15 protein-coding genes are annotated in these 15,314 nt (G+C 61.7%); 2 read left to right on the plus strand and 13 right to left on the minus strand.

The genetic code is table 11. The features are described 5' to 3' along the window. Positions 1-19: 19 nt before the first annotated feature. The 12 genes from ACLK1G_RS24305 to ACLK1G_RS24360 all read right to left on the minus strand — a co-directional run bounded on the left by ACLK1G_RS24305 (position 20) and on the right by ACLK1G_RS24360 (position 11,391). Positions 20-760: an HvfC family RiPP maturation protein gene (locus ACLK1G_RS24305; protein WP_420767686.1), complete on the minus strand. Its 741-nt coding sequence runs from the start codon at positions 758-760 to the stop codon at positions 20-22. Beyond that, entirely contained in the window at positions 753-1,604 is an 852-nt protein-coding gene (locus ACLK1G_RS24310; protein ID WP_420767687.1) for an HvfB family MNIO-type RiPP peptide maturase, read from the minus strand. Before ACLK1G_RS24310 ends, ACLK1G_RS24305 begins: the two co-directional genes overlap by 8 nt. Before the next feature lie 68 nt (positions 1,605-1,672). Then, the gene (locus tag ACLK1G_RS24315; RefSeq protein WP_420767688.1) at positions 1,673-2,200 is read right to left on the minus strand and encodes an HvfA family oxazolone/thioamide-modified RiPP metallophore; all 528 of its coding nucleotides are present in this window, start codon (positions 2,198-2,200) and stop codon (positions 1,673-1,675) included. A gap of 483 nt (positions 2,201-2,683) precedes the next feature. Then, on the minus strand, positions 2,684-3,763 hold the full coding sequence (locus tag ACLK1G_RS24320) for a protein-glutamate methylesterase/protein-glutamine glutaminase (protein WP_420767689.1): 1,080 nt from the start codon (positions 3,761-3,763) through the stop codon (positions 2,684-2,686). Between the two features lie 2 nt (positions 3,764-3,765). Then, positions 3,766-4,263 carry a chemoreceptor glutamine deamidase CheD gene (gene cheD, locus ACLK1G_RS24325; RefSeq protein WP_420767690.1) on the minus strand — a complete coding sequence of 166 codons (498 nt, stop codon included), beginning with the start codon at positions 4,261-4,263 and terminating at the stop codon, positions 3,766-3,768. Continuing rightward, entirely contained in the window at positions 4,260-5,096 is an 837-nt protein-coding gene (locus tag ACLK1G_RS24330) for a CheR family methyltransferase (RefSeq protein WP_420767691.1), read from the minus strand. Before ACLK1G_RS24330 ends, cheD begins: the two co-directional genes overlap by 4 nt. Continuing rightward, positions 5,093-5,629 (minus strand): chemotaxis protein CheW, encoded by a 537-nt coding sequence (locus tag ACLK1G_RS24335; protein WP_420767692.1) that lies wholly within the window; start codon positions 5,627-5,629, stop codon positions 5,093-5,095. Before ACLK1G_RS24335 ends, ACLK1G_RS24330 begins: the two co-directional genes overlap by 4 nt. Positions 5,630-5,668: 39 nt before the next feature. Next, the gene (locus ACLK1G_RS24340) at positions 5,669-7,327 is read right to left on the minus strand and encodes a methyl-accepting chemotaxis protein (protein ID WP_420767693.1); all 1,659 of its coding nucleotides are present in this window, start codon (positions 7,325-7,327) and stop codon (positions 5,669-5,671) included. A 32-nt stretch (positions 7,328-7,359) separates the two neighbouring features. After that, positions 7,360-9,456 (minus strand): chemotaxis protein CheA, encoded by a 2,097-nt coding sequence (locus tag ACLK1G_RS24345; protein ID WP_420767694.1) that lies wholly within the window; start codon positions 9,454-9,456, stop codon positions 7,360-7,362. A gap of 39 nt (positions 9,457-9,495) precedes the next feature. Next, positions 9,496-9,780 carry an STAS domain-containing protein gene (locus ACLK1G_RS24350; RefSeq protein ID WP_420767695.1) on the minus strand — a complete coding sequence of 95 codons (285 nt, stop codon included), beginning with the start codon at positions 9,778-9,780 and terminating at the stop codon, positions 9,496-9,498. A gap of 15 nt (positions 9,781-9,795) precedes the next feature. Then, a complete protein-coding gene (locus tag ACLK1G_RS24355; RefSeq protein WP_003180343.1) occupies positions 9,796-10,164 on the minus strand; it encodes a response regulator in 369 nt (122 codons plus the stop codon). A 9-nt stretch (positions 10,165-10,173) separates the two neighbouring features. After that, positions 10,174-11,391: a methyl-accepting chemotaxis protein gene (locus tag ACLK1G_RS24360; RefSeq protein ID WP_420767696.1), complete on the minus strand. Its 1,218-nt coding sequence runs from the start codon at positions 11,389-11,391 to the stop codon at positions 10,174-10,176. Positions 11,392-11,668: 277 nt separating this feature from the next. Between ACLK1G_RS24360 and ACLK1G_RS24365 the strand changes: the two genes are divergently transcribed. Then, positions 11,669-13,015: an MATE family efflux transporter gene (locus tag ACLK1G_RS24365; protein ID WP_420767697.1), complete on the plus strand. Its 1,347-nt coding sequence runs from the start codon at positions 11,669-11,671 to the stop codon at positions 13,013-13,015. A gap of 78 nt (positions 13,016-13,093) precedes the next feature. Next, complete coding sequence (locus ACLK1G_RS24370) at positions 13,094-13,756, plus strand: HAD family hydrolase (protein ID WP_420767698.1); 663 nt, start codon at positions 13,094-13,096, stop codon at positions 13,754-13,756. Between the two features lie 52 nt (positions 13,757-13,808). Here ACLK1G_RS24370 and ppnN read toward each other — a convergent pair whose 3' ends face one another. Beyond that, complete coding sequence (gene ppnN, locus ACLK1G_RS24375) at positions 13,809-15,182, minus strand: nucleotide 5'-monophosphate nucleosidase PpnN (protein ID WP_420767699.1); 1,374 nt, start codon at positions 15,180-15,182, stop codon at positions 13,809-13,811. Positions 15,183-15,314: the final 132 nt, after the last annotated feature.

Raw genomic sequence — 15,314 nt, forward strand, 5'->3', positions numbered from 1 at the left:
TATCTTTCGATGGTCTTGCTCACCCCCAACGCGTTCCCAACACAATCCCCTGCGCCTTGAACCCCTCAAGGGCCGCGACCCCCACCGGCATCAACTCACGCACCGTCACTCCTGCCGCCTCGGCCAACGCAACCAGATGCTCCCGCCCGCTGCGCCTATGCTCCGTCAGCGAAACCAGCAGCGCATAAGCCATTGGCGCAAGGCGTGAAAACGTCACGTGCCCACCACGGCGCTGAAGCAGGACCAACGTCGGGGCCGTTGGTTTGTCGATGGGCCGATGATCCGGCCCGATGTCGCACACCGGCCATTCATAGGCGTGTGCCCACGCGAGTTCCGACATCACGGGCGTGCCTTCAACCAGATTGCCGTGGGGATTGTGTGCGGGCTCCACCGCATCATTCAGCAACAGGGCGCTTTCGCTCCATTCGTGTTGCGCCAGCTCGGGCAGCCAGGCGGGGTGGTTCTGCGAGCTGGCACGTTGTTCCAGATAGCTGACAAACTCCCCGCCCAGCTGCGTGAACAGTGGCGTCTGGCAACGGTAGTTCGCGTAAAAGTCGTGGACCAGCCATCGCCAGTCAGCGTCTGGCAGGGTTTGGTGGATGACCGGGAAGCTGGCGGCCAGCAGCGATTCGATGCTGCCGATGAACAGTTGCCGGTAGACGGCCAGGCGTCGGGTTTCAATTCCCGGCGGTGGTGGGTTTTGAGGATTGCGGACGTAATTGGCCATGCAGTTGAGTTGGTCGAGCAGTTGTTCAGGCATGGCGGGCCTCCGGTGTTGCCGGGCAAGCGAGTTTTTGAAGGTGTTTGATCTGCCCGACTTCAGCGAGCAGTTCCGACAAGGGTGGAAAGTTGAAGTCGCGTTCCAGCAGGGTTGGTACCGAGCCGAATCGTTTATATGCCTGGTGTAGCAGCGCCCAGACGTCTTGCTTGACGGCCGCGCCGTGGGTGTCGATTTTCAAATCCTCGGCTTCGTCAAAATGGCCGGCGACGTGCAGGTAGGTGACGCGTTGGGCCGGGATGGCGGCGAGGAATTTCTCGGCGTCGTAACGGTGATTGATCGCGTTGACGTAGAGGTTGTTGACGTCTAGCAGCAGGTCGCAGTCGGCTTCCTGTAGCACGGCGGTGATGAAGTCGATCTCGCTCATGGCCTGGAAGGGCGCGGCGTAGTAGGAGATGTTTTCCACCGCGATGCGCTGGCCCAATACGTCCTGAGCCTGACGAATGCGGGCGGCGACGTGATGGACGGCTTCTTCGGTAAAGGGGATCGGCAAGAGGTCGTAGAGGTGACCGCTGTCGGAGCAGTAACTCAGGTGTTCGCTGTAGAGCGCCACGGCGTAGCGATCGAGGAAGCGGCGAGTACCACGCAGCAGTTCAATGTCGAGGGGCTGCGGACCGCCGAGGGACAGGGACAGGCCGTGGCAGGTGATGGGGTGCCGCGCGGCGAGTTGGTCGAGTTGTTCGGCGTAGACGCCGCCGACACCGATCCAGTTGTCCGGGGCGCACTCAAGGAAATCCACGGCGCTGGGGGCCATTTCCAGTAGGTCGCTTAACAGGGCACGGCGCAGGCCGAGACCGGCGCCGGAGGGTGAAGTGAACGTGCTCATCGCGCTTCTCCAGGGGATGGCCAAACCCTCCCGGCCTGAGCGGCCAGGAGGGAGGAGCGAAGGGGGATTTACTCCTTGGCCTGGCTCATATGGATGAACAGTTCGGTCGGTACTTTCTTGCCATTGGCTGTGTATTGGCCGGTGCGGTATTTGTAGGTTTCCGCCTCGGACAGGTAGCCGTCGTGGTTACTGTCAATCTTTTCGAACTCGGCTTGCTGGGTCGGCGCGACGGTGAGGAATTCCTTCAGCGACACACGAGCATCGTCGTCAGTGTCGGTACGAGCGAAGGACGCGTCGCCACATTTGCCTTCACCGCACTTGCCTTCCGCCGCGGTGACTTTTTTGCCCGATTCGGCGGCACCGCATTTGCCTTCACCACACTTGCCTTCAGCCTGTGTGGCCTTTTTGGCCGATTCGGCAGCGCCACATTTGCCTTCACCGCATTTGCCTTCGGAGGTCTTTTCTGCCGAAGCCAATTGATAACCCTGGGCCAGGGTGTCAACGGCGAAAGCGGACTGAGCCAGGCCCAAACCGCCGGACAAAGCCAGGGCGGCGAGGGCGAGGCGAGCGGAGTTCGAATTTTTTGTACGCGTCATGAGATTTCTCCAGATAAGAGCTGTGTGGCCCCTGGCAAGCGTTGCGCGGGGCGTGTGCCGTGGCGGTGTCACGTTGCTTGCCCGGTGCTCGGCACGTCGGGTCGAAGCAAGGCGGGACTGGCCTGTTCGGACGGGGCCATTTGGCGCTTGTCGTGTATCTGGGATGTGTCATGCGGCGGTGTGTTTGTATTGCTGTGTGTCGTGGATACAGAGCGCTGCGAACCTTTTTCCGCTGATCCGTATTTTTCGCTTACAGGTGCGTCTGTAACGGTCTCAGTTCTCGCCCCACAATTCGATCGTGCCGCAATGGCTCTATTGGGAGAAAGCTCATGGCGAAGATGGCGATTTTTCTGGGTGGTTTCCTGGCGCTGACGCTGCTGATTGGTGTGCTGGCGACGATCTCGCCTGTTTAAAGCAGCTTTTGGGTGGCGAGGGAGCAAGCTCCCTCGCCATACAGCTTTCACTTGAGAAAAGATGCGCGGATCAGCGGTGCAAGATCACCTGCGCAATGTCCAGCAACGGCATCACCCGTTGGGCGGCGTTGAGTTTGATCGCTTCCTTGGGCATGCCAAAAACCACGCAACTGGCCTCGTCCTGGGCAACGGTGGCGCTGCCGGCATCGAGCATTTCCTTGAGGCCGCGGGCGCCGTCGTCGCCCATGCCGGTCATGATGATGCCCGTGGCGTTACGGCCGGCGAACTTGGCCACCGAGCGAAACAGCACATCCACCGAAGGGCGATGGCGATTGACAAACGGGCCGTCCACCACTTGCACGTGATAGAACGCGCCGCTGCGGGTCACCATCATGTGCTTGCCGCCGGGGGCGATGAGCGCCAGGCCCGGGTGGATGCGGTCGTTGTTCTTCGCTTCGCGCACTTCGATCTGGCACAGGCTGTTGAGCCGGGCGGCGAATGAGGCGGTGAATTTTTCCGGCATGTGCTGGACGATGACGATGCCCGGGCACACGCGCGGCAGGGCCGTCAGCACCGCCTCCAGGGCCTGGGTGCCGCCGGTGGAGGTGCCCATGGCGACGATGCGTTCGGTGGTCTGGGCCATGGCGTGGCCGTTGGCGGCGGGCAGCATCGCGTCAGCGCTGAGTTTGGCCGCCGGGGTCAGCGGGGCGGCCGGGGCCGGGCGTTTACCCAGGTTGCGGACGTTGACCTGGGCGGCGGCGCGGATGGCCGAGACCAGTTCCGACGCCGAGTCCAGCAAGAAGTTCTTCAGGCCGCTAGTGGGCTTGGTGATGATTTCCACCGCGCCGGCGGCCATGGCTTGCAGCGTGGTTTCCGCGCCCTTGGGCGTCAGGGAAGAACAGATCACCACGGGCGTGGGCCGTTCGCTCATGATCTTTTTCAAAAAGGTAATGCCGTCCATGCGCGGCATTTCCACGTCCAGCACGATCACGTCGGGCCATTCCTTCGCCAGTTTATCCATGGCGAAGATCGGATCGGACGCCGCGCCGATAACGTTGATGTCCGGCGTGTCACTCAGGATCGCCAGTAATACCTGACGGACCACGGCGGAATCGTCCACCAGCAATACATTGATTTTTCTGCCTGGCATGGTTAATTCAAGGTCCTTATCGGTTGGTGCCTGACCCAGACATCGCCATTGCACAGGTCGAAAACAATACTTCGGTAGCCAGTGCTACCCATGTCCTGGGCAATCAGGTCCAGGCGATAGAGGGCGGCCATTTCCAGCGCGGCGTTGACGTTCAACCGCGCCACGTCGCCGAACGCCACGTGGCGTTGCAGCTCGGGAAACATTTCGCCGCCGCCGAACAGCTTGAGCTGGTATTCCTCGGGTTCGGTGCGATGGGCCCGCGCCTGGCGGACGAACAACTCAAAGGCTTCATCGGCGTACATCCCATCCAGCGCCGTGGAGCAGCGTACCCGGTTGGGCAGCATGAAGTGGCACATGCCGCCGATCTTGCGCCGTGGATGCCAGAGGGTGATGGCAACGCATGAGCCAAGGATCGTGCGCAGCCGGGTCGGGCAGGTCGCAAAGCGAAACTCCCCAGGCCCCAGATAGACTTCGGCGACTGGCTTTATCGCGGCGTTCATGGCTTGCGATAAATCGAAGGGGCGACCAGCTTTAACGCATCGCAAACGCCGTTGAGGCTCTCCGAATGGCTGACGATGAAATACCCACCGGGCTTGAGCCGGGGGATCAGTCGGGCAACCACTTTGCTTTTGGTGGGCTGGTCGAAATAGATCATCACGTTGCGCAGGAAAATCACATCGAACTCCCCCAACTCCGGAAGCGTGTCGTTGAGATTGACCTGGATGAAGTTGACCCGGTTGCGCAACGCCCGATCGATGAGGAAGGTGCCTTGCTGATTGCCGGTGCCCTTGAGGCAATATTTCACGAGTAACGAATGGGGCAGGTTGCGGGCGCGCTCCATCGGATAGTGCCCGGAACGGGCCTTCGCCAACACTTGCATGCTGATGTCCGAGCCGATGACTTCCCAGGGCGTGGTGCCCAGGCTTTCGGCCAGGGTCATGGCGAGGCTGTAGGGCTCCTCGCCGGACGAGCTGGCCGCGCTCCACAGGCGAAAGGTCTTGCCCGGCGTCGCATGGGGCAGCACGTGATCGCGTAGAAAATCGAAGTGCTTGGGCTCACGAAAAAAGTAGGTTTCGTTGGTCGTGAGCAGGTCCAGCGCCACTTGTAATTCGTCGCTGCGCTGGCCGCTCATGATCAGCTTGAAATACTCGCCGTAGCTGTCCAGCTCATAGTGCTTGAGGCGCTTGAACAGGCGCCCGGCCACCAGGGCTTTCTTGGCCGGCGACAGGTTGATGCCGGCGGCCTGGTACAACCAGGATTGAAACTGGCCGAACTCCCGGTCAGTGAGCGCCATTGAATTCACTGTGCGTTCCTTGCAAGTGTCCGTGCTCATGAGTCTGGCGCTTCCAGTGCGGCGGGGCTGGCTTGGGCGAGTTCGGACATTTCGTCGATGGACAGCACCCGATCCACCTCCAGGACGATGACGAACTTGCCCTCGACCTTCGCCATGCCGCTGATGAAGTCGGCGCGAATTTTCGCGCCGAAACTCGGTGGCGGTTCGATCTGCGAGGCCGGGATTTCCAGCACCGCCGATACGGTGTCCACCAGCAGCCCGATGTCCTGGGCCAGGCCGTCAGCGCTGGCGGCCTCGATGATCACTACGCAACTACGGCGGCTGATGGTGGAGTTCGGCCGGCCAAAACGGGCCGACAGATCCACCACCGGCACGACCGCGCCGCGCAGGTTGATCACCCCGCGAACGAAGGCCGGCATCATCGGTACGACGGTCAGGTTGCCGTACTCGATGATTTCCTTGATGCACAAGATGCCGATGGCGAACATCTCTGTGCCAAGCATGAACGTCAGGTACTGCGCTTCTTCCTCGACCGCGCTGGCGGTCTGACGTGTGGTCGCGATGGCGCCCATTGCCTTTTCTCCTTTAAGCAAGCCTATGGAACCGAGCCATCAGAACCGGGTGAATTCCGATTCGTCCGGCGCGCTGGCCATGTTGTAGGCAAACGCCTTGGGCATCACCGGTGCCGGCGCCCGGGCCGGTTTACGGCTGGACGGGCCGGGCGTGTTATCGACCCGGGCGACCTGAAGAACGGCCTTGGGCGGCGTGTCCAAGGTGAAGAAGCTCATGGCCTGTTGCAGTTGTTCGGCCTGGCTGCTCATCTCTTCGGCGGTGGCGGCCAGCTCTTCGCTGCTGGAGGCGTTCTGCTGGGTCACCTGGTTGAGTTGGGTCATGGCGGTGTTGATCTGCGCCACACCGGCGGCCTGTTCTTCGGACGCGGCGCTGATTTCCTGCACCAGATCCGAGGTCTTGTTGATGGACGGGACCATCTCGTTCAGCAGGTTGCCGGCCTTCTCGGCCATCTCGACGCTGCTGGACGACAGCTCGCCGATCTCCTGTGCCGCGACCTGGCTACGTTCGGCCAGTTTGCGAACTTCGGCAGCGACCACTGCGAAGCCTTTGCCATGTTCCCCAGCGCGGGCCGCTTCGATGGCGGCGTTGAGCGCCAGCAGGTTGGTCTGGTAGGCGATGTCGTCGATGATGCTGATTCGCTGGGCGATTTTCTTCATCGCCACCACGGTCTGCTGCACCGATTCGCCACCGTCGGTGGCTTCCTTGGCAGCCTTGCTGGCCATGCCATCGGTCACCTTGGCGTTTTCGGTGTTCTGGTTGATGCTGGCGCTCATCTGCTCGATGGATGCGCTGGTTTCCTCGACGCTGGCCGCCTGCTCGCTGGTCGCCTGGCTCATCGATTGGGCGGTGGCGCTGACTTCCTCGGAAGCGCTGGCGAGGTTGTCCGCCGCGTTGCGCACTTCACCGATGATGTGCGACAGCTTGCCGACCATGTTCTGCATGGCGTTGAGCACCATGCCGGTTTCGTCCTTGGAACCGCCATCGATTTTCGCGTTCAGGTTGCCCTCGGCCAGTTGCTCGGCCACCACCGCCGCCTGTTTCAACGGACGGGAAATGATGCGTGAGACGAACAGCGCCAATCCCAGGCCCACCAGCAGGGCCGCGACCAGCACGGCGATGATCGACAGACGTGCGTTTTCATACAAGCGGGTGCCGTGCGCACTGGCGACGTCAGCGCCGGCCGCGTTGAGCTCGACAAGTTTTTGCAAGTCGTTGGTCACCAGGTCGAAGCGATTCTTGGATTCGCCCTTGAGCATCGCCTGGGCTTGCTCGGTCAGGTTCTGCCGGGACAATACGAGCAGGTCTTTGCTGATTGCAAGGTAAGAAGCCCAGTCACCGCGGGTGGTTTCGAATGCCTGACGATCCTCAGCGCTGGAGAGCAGTTTCTCGTAAGTGCCCAGGCGCGTTTCGAAGGCCTTTTTGGCTTCCTCGGCTTCTTGCTCGAGGGTGACGCGCTCCTGTTCGGAGTCGGCGGCAATATGGCGATTCTCCTTGAGGCGATAGCTCGCCGCAAAAAAGCGCATGCCTGAAGCGGCGCGCATGGACGGCATCCAGTTCTCACGGATATCAAGGGCGGTGCCGTTCACCTGGCCCAGTTGGATAATCGAGAACACGCCCATGACGGCGGTCAGCGCCAACACCACGAGAAATGAAGCGATCAGTTTGGTGGCGATTCTAAGGTCGTAGAACCATTTCATTGGGGAATACCTCTCCATGGAGTGTTGAAGCGTCAGCGAGCGTTGGCTTGTTGTAATGGGGTCGAGTTGTAGCGGTTTTCTATTTGTGCAATCTGGGTGAGCAGGGCCGGTACGTCGAGGATCAACGCCACGGCGCCGCTGCCCAGAATGGTCGAGCCGCTGATGCCGCGCAGTGCGCCGAACAGCTTGCCCAGGGGCTTGATCACGGTCTGGAATTCACCCAGCAGGTCATCCACCACCAGCCCGGCCTTGAGTTCGGCGTAGCGCACCACCACCACGTTCTGCCGGCGCGAGGCCGGACCTTCGTGATGAAAGTGATCGCGCAAGTACACCAATGGCAGCACCTCGCCCCGCAGGTCGAGGTAGCCTTGTTCGCGGCTGGCGATGCCATCGTCTTCGCTCAGCTCGATGCATTCCTGGACCATGTCCAGCGGAATGACATAGGTGGACTGGCCGATGCCGACCAGGAATCCGTTGATGATCGCCAGGGTCAGCGGCAGTCGGATGCGCACCACGGTGCCCTTGCCCGGCTGGCTGTCCAGGTCGACCGTGCCGCGCAGCAGCGTGATGTTGCGCTTGACCACGTCCATGCCCACGCCGCGCCCGGACAGGTTGGTGACGGCCTGGGCGGTGGAAAAGCCCGGTTCGAAAATAAGGTTGTAGATTTCCTGGTCGGTCAGGTTCGCGCCCGCTGCGATCAGCCCACGTTCGTGGGCTTTTTCCAGGATGCGGTCGCGGTTCAGGCCGGCGCCGTCGTCGGCGATTTCCAGCACGATGCTGCCCGAGTCGTGGTAAGCGTTGAGGTGCAAATGCCCCTTGGCCGGTTTGCCTGCCGCCAGCCGCGCCTCAGCGGTTTCGATGCCATGGTCCATGGCGTTGCGCAACAGGTGCATCAGCGGGTCGCCGATCTTTTCCACCACGGTCTTGTCCAGCTCGGTTTCCGCGCCGCTGATGATCAGGTCGATGTCTTTGTCGAGCTCCTGGCTGACATCGCGCACCACCCGACGAAAGCGGTTGAAGGTCTCGCCGATGGGGATCATGCGCAGGCGCAAGGCGCCGTCGAGAATCTCCTCCACCAGCCCGGATACCGACGAGGTGGCTTCCTGCAATGGGTCGTTCTGGCAGTTACGGGCCAACAGGCTGGCGCCGGCGCTGGCGATCACCAATTCACCGACGAGGTTGATCAGTTCGTCGAGCTTGTCAGCATTGACGCGCACGTACGCGCCGTCCTTGGTTTTACTGTCACTGACCACGGCCTGCTTGTCAGGCGCGACCTGGGCAGGCATGCGCGGGGTCTTGCGTTGGTCCGGCATCAGCTCGCCCGTGGTGACCATGGCGGTGCTTTCGTCGCTCTGTGCCTGGGATGTCGCGACCTCGCCGATGCTTGCCTGGGCCTCGACGTCTTGGGCGACGATTTCGATCGCACAGTCTTCTCGGACGAAATCGAACACTTCATTGATCGCGGTATAACCGGCGGCGGAGCGGAAAGCGATGTCGAAGCCCAGGTAGCAGGATTCGGCATCCCAGGTGTCGATGGCCGGCATCGCCTCGGTGAGCGTGGTGATGTCGACGATTTCACCCAGGGTCTGCAAGTAGCGCAGGAACGACAAGGGGTCCATGCCGTTGCGGAACACGTCCTGGCCGAAGCGCAGGGAGATGTGCCAGAGGCACGCTTCGGCTGAGCCGGTTGGCTCGGCTTGGGTTTCCCGATCCGGTTCGGTCGCGGTCGGGGGCGCCTGGTACTCCTGCAGGAGCTGGCACAGTTCCATTTCCCGCGCCAGGGCAGGGGGCTGCAACGTCGAGCCCTGGTTGGCGACCACGTCGATCAATTCGAGCATGTGGTCGCCGGACTTGAGCAGCACCGCGATCAAGCCAGGGTCCACCGCGACGCTGCCCTCGCGCAGGCGATCGAGCACGTCCTCGACGATGTGGGTAAAGCTGACGATCGGCTCCAGGCCGAACAGTCCAGCCGACCCTTTGATCGTATGGGCCGCTCGGAAAATCGCGCCGATGGCGTCATCGTCGCCGGGGTCGTTTTCCAATTGCAGCAACGATTCTTCCATCGCCTGCAGTTGTTCACGGGCCTCGACGATGAAGGTTTGTTGTGCCTGATCGAGATTGATGCTCACGCTCATATCCTTTGTCGTGTCCGACGTGTTGCAAAGGGACTACGCAACCAGGTTGCACAGCGCCAGTGTTTCGGTGACGGCTTTGCTTGGGTCGGCCACCGTCAGTTGGGTCCCGGCCTTGGGCGCCTCGCGCTGAACCATCAGCAGCAATTGCAGGCCGGCGCCATCCATCTCGGTGATCTGCGACAGGTCCAGCACCATGGCGGGCGTGGCCCCCAACCGTGGCAGCAATTGCGCGGCCAGGTCGGCGGCGGTGTAGATCGTCAGCTCGCCGTCGATCTGCACCTGCGCGGTGTCATTTTCTACTTCGTACAGCAGCGGCATTGAAGCCTCCAGCCATCAGGGAAGAATCAGCTTGGACACCGCCGCCAGCATCTGCGCTGGCTGGAACGGCTTGACCACCCAGGCCTTGGCGCCTGCGGCCTGGCCCTCTTGCTTCTTCGATTCCTGGGATTCGGTGGTGAGCATGATGATCGGCGTGAACTTGTAGCTGGCCAGTTTCTTGACCTCCTTGACGAAGGTGATGCCGTCCATGTTCGGCATGTTCACGTCGCTGATGATCAGGTGCACTTTCTGGCCGTTGAGCTTGCCCAGTGCATCCTTGCCATCGCTGGCCTCGATCACGTCGTAGCCTGCACTTTTCAACGCGATGCCGACGACCTGCCGAACGCTCGCGGAGTCGTCGACAACCAATACATTTTTCGCCATGAGGGGCTCCTAAAAGAAGGTTATTTCCTGTGAAGTCTGTTGCGCGGCCGAGTCGCCGTGATGGTTGCGGCGTTGCTCGTCGGTGGCGTAGGTGGTTTCCATGCGCGCCAGCCATTGGCGGGCGTCGATGGAGATGGCCTGTTCGGGCGACTGGCTGGCTTGCTGCATGTGCACATGCAGGTCCTCGATGTTGTCGCGCACGTGGCTGAGGATCTGGCTGACCCGATCCTGGAATTGCAGGCTGACCAGCACTTGGGTGAGTTCGTCTCGAATACCGAAACTCTCCCGTTGCAACATGTCGGCCGAATCGGCGAGGCGGCCGGTGACGCTCTGGAAGCGTTCCAGCACGCGTTGGATGCTGCCTTCGGACACGGCCACGGACTGGCTGTCCTGGTCGGCGCCGCTGGAAGCCGCCTGCACCAATTGGGTGATGGCGGTGTTGATGACATCGACCTTGGCCGACATCTGTTGGCCGGTCTCGCTGGACTTGCTCGACAGGGCCCGCACGGCATCTGCCACTACCGCAAAACCGCGTCCGGCTTCGCCTGCGCGGGCGGCTTCGATGGCGGCGTTGAGGGCCAGCAGGTTGGTCTGGGCGGCAATCGCAGCGACATCCGCGGCCATGGTCCGCAACTCGCCAGTGTAGGCCGTCAGGTTGCGCACTTGGGCCAAGGTTTCATCACGGCTGGCCTGGGTGCACTTCAGCGAATCGATCACCTTCACCAGCTCGCCTTCGCTCTGCGCCAGCACCTGGACGGCACCGCCGCCACCACTGCCCGCCAACTCGCCAGCGGCCAGTTGCGAGGCTTGTACGGTTTCTTCGAGACGCGAGGAAATGCCGGTGAAGCGGCTGGTCAACGAGACGATCGCGGTTTCTGTCTGCTGCCGTGAGCTTTCGACTTGCTTGGCCCAGATCGGCATCGCGCCGAGGATCACTTCGTTGAGTTGCGCGCTGCTTTTGTGAGCGCCATGGTCGGCTGCTTGCAGTTCATGATGGGCGATGGCCGCTGCGGCCACCTTGTCCAATTGCAGGCGCTGCGAGCGCGCGCCCCAGATACCGGCACCCACGCCAAGGACCAGAAGCACAGCACTGAAACCGATGTTTTGAGCGCTCGTGCCATTGAATACCAGCAGCCCGGCGCAGGCGATGATGGCAACGATCAAGGCGTGCCAGGAGGTGTGCGTCTGGGATGTGGCAAGGGAATGGTCGTGGGAATACGACATCATGGTTCGGTCCTTGAACAGTATTGCTGACAGGATATTTGCGAATAACTGGTTATCTGCAAAGTCGACCCGGTCTTGAGGACCAGTCGTCCGGTTTTGGAAAAAAAGTGGCACATTGCTATCGCAGAATAGACCAGATCCTGGAAATGTCGAGGTGGTCTGACCTGTGGAAGAAATCACGGTGAACCTCAACAGTGTTCGTCAGATCATTCTGTGAAACACAATGAAAGGATTGAGCTAAATTACCCGCACCAGTTTTCGAACCTGCCATCGAGCCCTCATGCCCACCCAGCCTCTCTGGAAAACCTACCTGCTGTTCTTGGCCCCCATGGTCTTGTCCAATTTCCTGCAATCGATGTCCGGTACGCTCAATAGCATCTACATCGGCCAAATGCTCGGCACCCAGGCCCTGGCGGCGGTGTCGGGGATGTTTCCCATCCTGTTTTTCTTCATCGCGTTGGTGATTGGCCTGGGTGCGGGGGCAGGGGTCTTGATCGGGCAGGCCTACGGCGCCGGCGAGACGGGAACCGTGAAGGCGATTGCCGGCTCGACGCTGCTGCTGGGGGCAATCATCGGACTGACCGCGGCAATCCTCGGCAGTGTTTTTGCCCGCGAGGGGCTGCAAGGCCTCGGAACGCCCGCCGACGTGCTGGAGGATGCGGTGTCGTATGCGCGGGTGATGATGTGGATCCTCCCGATGCTGCTGGTGTTTGTGCTTTTCACCCAGCTATTGCGTGGTGTCAGCGATACCGTTTCGCCGTTGCTGGCGTTGCTGGTGTCCACCAGCGTCGGGATGGCGCTGACGCCGGGGTTGATCCGTGGCTGGCTGGGGTTGCCGCAGATGGGCATCCAGAGCGCGGCGCTGGCGGGGCTGGTGGGCACCGCGTCGGCGATGGCGATGCTGGCGTGGCGCCTGAATCGACGGGCTCATGCCTTGGCGCCGGATCGGGCGCTGTTCGCGGCGATGCGCCTGGACAGGGGCATCCTCGGCAAAGTGCTGCGCATCGGCCTGCCCACCGGATTGCAGATGGTGGTGATCTCGCTGTCGGAGCTGGTCATCCTGGCCCTGGTCAATCGCCACGGGTCCCAAGCCACGGCCGCCTATGGCGCGGTGACGCAGATTGTCAATTACGTGCAGTTCCCGGCGCTGTCGATTGCCATCACCGCGTCGATCCTCGGCGCCCAGGCCATCGGCGCCGGACGCCTGGAACGCCTGGGGCCGATCCTGCGCACCGGGATGCTGATCAACGTCTGGTTGACCGGTGGGCTGGTGCTGCTGGGGTACCTGTTGTCCCACTGGTTGCTGGGCCTGTTCATCACCGATCCGGCGGCGCGGGTCCAGGCCGAGCATCTGTTGCACATCATGTTATGGAGCCTTTTGGTGTTCGGCTTCCAGGCCATCATCGGTGGCATCATGCGCGCCAGCGGCACGGTGCTGATGCCGGTGGCGATCTCGATTTTCTGCATCATCGGCGTGCAAGTTCCGGTCGCCTACCTGCTGGACGCACACTTCGGCCTGCAAGGGGTGTGGATGGCGTTTCCGGTGGCTTACCTGAGCATGCTGTTGCTGCAGACGCTGTATTACAAACGGGTCTGGCAGCACCAGCGGATCGAGCGGTTGGTGTAACCGGCCCGACATGGAACCCTTGGGGGGCAAGCTCGCTCCCACAGGGTTAGTCACCTTTTCCGATTTACGAGGATCCCGATGTCCGCAGAACTCCCCACCGTCGCCTATCGCGCCTTCCTCTTCGACATGGACGGCACGCTGCTCAATTCCGTCGCCGCCACCGAGCGGATCTGGACCCGCTGGGCCATGCGCCATGGCCTGGACGTGGCTAAATTCCTGCCGACTATCCATGGCGTGCGCGCCGTCGACACCGTTGCCCGCCAGAACCTGCCAGGAGTGGATGCCCAGGCCGAGGCCGCGCAGCTCACCATCGAAGAAATCGAGGACGTGGAAGGGGTGGTCGAGGTGCCCGGTGCGCTGGGCTTTCTCAAGAGCCTGCCGCCGACGCAATGGGCGATTGTCACCTCGGCGCCGATGGCCTTGGCTTTGCGTCGCATGGAAGCGGCCGGGATTCCGCGCCCCGACGTGATGGTGACCGCCGAGGACGTGAGCGCCGGCAAGCCGAATCCAGCGTGCTACCTATTGGCCGCACAACGCTTGCAAGTTGCTCCGCGGGAATGCCTGGTGTTCGAGGACGCAGAAGCCGGAATCAAGGCTGGCGAGGCGGCGGGCATGGACGTGATGGTAGTGACGGCCACGCATACGCACCCGGTGGTGACGGTGCATTCGCAGATCGCGGATTACCGTGGGCTGAGCATTGTGGTGGACGATGGATTGATACGCTTCTCAAACCAACGCTAGCCCCTGTGGGAGCGAGCTCGCTCCCACATTTTTAACCTCAGCGATTTCGGGATCAGGTCACTACCCGATAGCACGGCACATACGCCGCGCCGCCCGGCAGTTTCATCCGGTGTTGCGCGACAAAGGCCTGGAGCAGGCGATCCAGCGGTTCCATGATCGCGGGATCACCATGGATCTCGTACGGGCCGTGTTCTTCGATCAGGCGGATGCCCTTGTCCTTCACGTTCCCGGCCACGATCCCCGAAAATGCGCGGCGCAGGTTGGCGGCCAGTTCGTGGGAGGGCAGGTCGCGGCTCAAGCCCAGGCTGGCCATGTTGGCGTGGGTAGGGTCGAACGGGCGTTGGAAACCTTCGTCGATTTTCAGCAGCCAGTTGAAATGAAAGGCGTCGTTGCGCTCGCGGCGGAACTGCTTCACTTCTTTGAGCCCCTGGGTCATCTGCCGCGCCACTTCGGCCGGGTCGTCGATGATGATCTGGTAGTGCTTCTGCGCGGCTTCGCCCAAGGTCGCGCCGACGAACGCGTGCAACTGCTCGAAATACGGCGTGGCGCTTTTAGGCCCGGTGAGGATCACCGGGAACGGCAGGTCCTGGTTGGCCGGGTGCATGAGAATGCCCAGCAGGTAGAGAAATTCTTCCGCCGTACCGGCGCCGCCCGGGAAGATGATGATGCCGTGGCCGACGCGCACGAAGGCTTCCAGACGCTTTTCGATATCCGGCAGGATCACCAGTTCATTGACGATCGGGTTCGGTGCCTCCGCGGCAATGATGCCCGGCTCCGTCAGGCCCAGGTAGCGGCCACCCTGGATGCGCTGCTTGGCGTGGGCGATGGTGGCGCCTTTCATCGGGCCTTTCATCACGCCGGGACCGCAGCCGGTGCAGATGTCCAGGCTGCGCAGGCCCAGTTCGTGGCCGACTTTCTTGGTGTACTTGTATTCTTCGGTGTTGATCGAGTGGCCACCCCAGCACACGACGATTTTCGGTTCCACTCCAGGGCGCAAGGTGCGGGCGTTGCGCAGCAGGTGGAACACGTAGTCGCTGATGCCCTGGGACGAGCTCAGGTCGATGCGCTGGCTGTCCAGCTCGTTCTCGGTGTAGACGATGTCGCGCAGGGCGCTGAAGAGCATTTCCCGGGTGCTGGCGATCATCTCGCCGTCGACGAACGCATCGGCCGGCGCGTTCAGCAGCTCCAGGCGTACACCACGGTCCTGTTGGTGGATGCGGATCTCGAAGTCCTTGTAGGCTTCCAGGATGGTCTTGGCGTTATCGACATGGGCGCCGGTGTTGAGAATCGCCAGGGCGCACTGGCGGAAAAGATCGTAGATGCTGCCGGAACCGGCTTCGCTCAGTTGCTGCACTTCGCGCTGGGACAAAGTCTCCAGGCTGCCCTTGGGGCTTACCGAAGCGTTGATTACATGTCTTTGAGTCATTCAGCTTTCCTTGAAAACGATGCCGCTCGCACGACGGCGGCATCTTGAAAAAAACGTCCACGCAGGAAGATCGCACGATCCTTGCGGTATCGCCATGGACTTTGATCCGGATCCATCGGGTCGGTTGCAACA

It is taken from the genome of Pseudomonas algeriensis (assembly GCF_048847255.1).
GTDB lineage: Bacteria > Pseudomonadota > Gammaproteobacteria > Pseudomonadales > Pseudomonadaceae > Aquipseudomonas.